The following is a 431-nucleotide window of genomic DNA, read 5'->3' on the forward strand; positions in this document are numbered from 1 at the left end:
TAATAGCCACCGGATCCGTCTGCCGGGAATTGCGGAAATCTTCACGAATGCGGTCGGCCACTACAATGGAGTCATTGAGCGAGTAACCGATCAATGCCAACACCGCCGCCAGCACCGTCAGGTCGAACGGCCACTGCACCAGCGAAAACAGACCCAGCACGATGATTACATCGTGGAACAGCGCGAGTACGGTAGCCACGCCAAACTTGTTGGAGAAGCGGAACCACACATAGACCATCATAAGGCCAAGCGCCAGCAACATGGCGGTACCGGATTCGTCACGCAGTTCGTCACCAACCTGAGGGCCCACAAATTCCACTTTCAGCAGTTCCAGATCCGCATTGTGCTCTTTCAGCACATTGAAGACGTTGTGGCCCACCTTGTCCGCGTCCACGTCATCCTTTGGTGCGACCCGGATATTCACTTCCTTG

The 431-nt window shown here is 55.2% G+C and carries 1 pseudogene; it reads right to left on the minus strand.

From position 1 onward, the window contains the following. A pseudogene (locus A3730_RS09835) lies at window positions 1-431 on the minus strand (protein translocase subunit SecF); the annotation flags it as partial.

It is taken from the genome of Alcanivorax sp. HI0044, assembly GCF_001634945.1.